This window comes from Flavobacterium sp. (assembly GCF_043720215.1).
Lineage (GTDB): Bacteria > Bacteroidota > Bacteroidia > Flavobacteriales > Flavobacteriaceae > Flavobacterium.
Map to the genome: position 1 here is coordinate 1 of NZ_JAYSSZ010000282.1, position 2,595 is coordinate 2,595.

Consider the following 2,595-nt stretch of genomic DNA (forward strand, 5'->3'; position numbering starts at 1 on the left):
GGTGGCGTTACGATTCACTCGATGTTTCAGTTGCCATTTGGTGGATTTATTCCAGATAATACTGTCCCACAATTCTCAGAATACATAAAATTTGAATCGAAAGCGACTTTAAATCGCAATTTCAAAATGAGTGGTTTGAAGAAATCAGTCATCAAAAACATGGAGTTGCTTATTATCGATGAAGTGAGTATGCTTCGTGCTGATTTGCTCGACGGAATCGATTTTATGTTGCAATCTATTCGCAAGAAAAAAATCGCTTTTGGTGGCGTTCAAGTCCTGTTTATTGGAGATTTGTTGCAATTACCACCTGTTATTAAAGAAGAAGAATGGAAAACATTACGAAACTATTACAAAGGGAAATTCTTTTTTCATTCGCATGTAATTCAGCAAAATCCGCCGTTGTATATCGAATTATCAAAGATTTTTCGTCAAACCGATGAAGTTTTTATTTCTATTTTGAATAATTTACGAAACAACAGAATTTCGCCACAAGATATTCAGAATTTAAACCAATATGTAAAACCAAATTTCGACCTCAAAGCCAATAAAGGCTACATAACACTAACGACTCACAATGCGAAAGCTGATGGTATGAATGCCAAAGCCTTGGAGGATTTGGAAGGAAAACAATACCAATATAAACCAGAAATTACGGGCGATTTCCCAGAAAAAATTTATCCGATAGATCAGAATTTGCAATTAAAAATTGGAGCACAAGTCATGTTTGTAAAAAATGATTTGTCTTTAGAAAAACGCTATTTTAATGGAAAAATGGGGATTATCAAATCCTTATCTGAAGCAGAAATTTTAGTACATTTTCCAGATGAAAACACCACGATTGAAGTCGAAAAATACGAATGGCAAAATATTCGATATTCGGTAAACAATTTAACCAAAGAAATTGAAGAAGAAACTTTAGGCACGTTCGTCCACTACCCTATTAAGTTAGCTTGGGCAATTACGGTACATAAAAGCCAAGGATTAACTTTTGATAAAGCTGCGCTCGATGTATCGCAAGTTTTTCAACCAGGACAAGCATATGTCGCATTATCGCGTTTGCGCTCGTTAGAAGGCTTGGTTTTGCTTTCTCCGTTGCAAATGAATGGTATTTCGAATGATGCCGACGTGATGGATTATGCCGAAAACAAAGCATCGGAAGAAAAACTAGAAAAATCATTGCAACAAGAAACCACCAGATTCTTGCATAATTATTTGAAATCGACTTTCGATTGGGGAAATTTAGCACAAGAATGGAGAAATCATCAGTATAGTTATAACGATAAAAGCGAATCAGTCACCAAATCGAATCATTCACTTTGGGCAAAAAAACAAACCGATATTATTTCTGAAATTCAGGAACCAGCAAGAAAATTCTTAAGTCAATTAGACAAGATTTTTAACACAGAACCTTTTGATATTCAATTTATTAAAGAAAGAATTGATGCGGCATATGATTATTTTTTCAAACAAATGGACAGTATGGTTTACGATGTTTTATGGAAAATAGAGGAAGTAAAACGCGTTAAAAAAGCAAAAATGTTATTCGATGAATTATCAGTTCTGGAAGAAGCGCAAATAAATGCTGTTTTCAAATTGATGAAAGCCAAATTGCTAGTAAAAACAATAGCTTCGGGTGATGTGATTACTAAAGAAAATTTGACATCTAAAGAAATTAAAACATACAAAATCAATAAAATGAATGAGATTCACGAAGAATTTAAAAGATTAAACATCACACTGATTGATGATGATCTCGACGTGGAACGTTACGCAAAGAAAAAGAAAGAAGTTAAGGAAGCCAAAAAATCGACCGTGCAAGAAACCTACGAATTATGGATTGAAAAAAACTCTATCAAAGAAATTGCAGCCATCAGAAAACTCACGCCACAAACCATTAGCGGACATTTCGCAAAGCTTATAGAATCTGGCACTGTCGCCATTACTGATGTTTTACCAGAAGACAAAATTGCAGCCTTGGCCGAAGCTTTTTTTGGTTACAAAGAAGAGACTCTAAACCCACTCAAAGAAAAATACGGTGACGAATTTACTTGGGACGAATTAAAAATGTACAAATCGAGTTTAAATGCGGGTTAGAGAAAAAGACCTTTGTTTAAAGACGATAGCGCGGATTTGTAATCCGTGCCTGTAATAATAAACGATAAGCTTTTTTTGTGAGTTTTGTATAAACGTTAAAAATTTAATTTTCACTCTTTTTACATTCTGTTTGGGCACGGATTGCAAATCCGCGCTATCGGGTTTTAGATCTTTCAAACACAAAAGCATTAAATAGCATTGAAGCATTACTAGATAACGAGGTTTACGCTTATTCTATTTCAGGAAAAATTCCCTTTCGGTAAAAGAGTTTAAGAATCATTTGAATCAAATCATGACCGCTTCAGATTCTGGAGAAAAAGGCTTTACTACAGCCGAAGCAAAGGGAAAAATAGTTAGAAAATGAATCCAGTTGTTTGGTCTAAAGAGTCAATTGTTTCAATTCAATTTATTTACGATTATATTTCTTTCGAAAGTTAGCAAAATGCCGATATGTTTATAGATACACTTTTGATATTGGTGAGAAATTGAATATTCTGCCAG

The 2,595-nt window shown here is 34.1% G+C and carries 1 protein-coding gene; it reads left to right on the plus strand.

What is annotated here, in order from left to right; translation table 11 throughout:
• On the plus strand, positions 1-2,094 hold a 2,094-nt coding region (locus ACHZC3_RS12405; RefSeq protein WP_394760185.1), incomplete at its 5' end, for a helix-turn-helix domain-containing protein.
• Positions 2,095-2,595 lie beyond the last annotated feature (501 nt).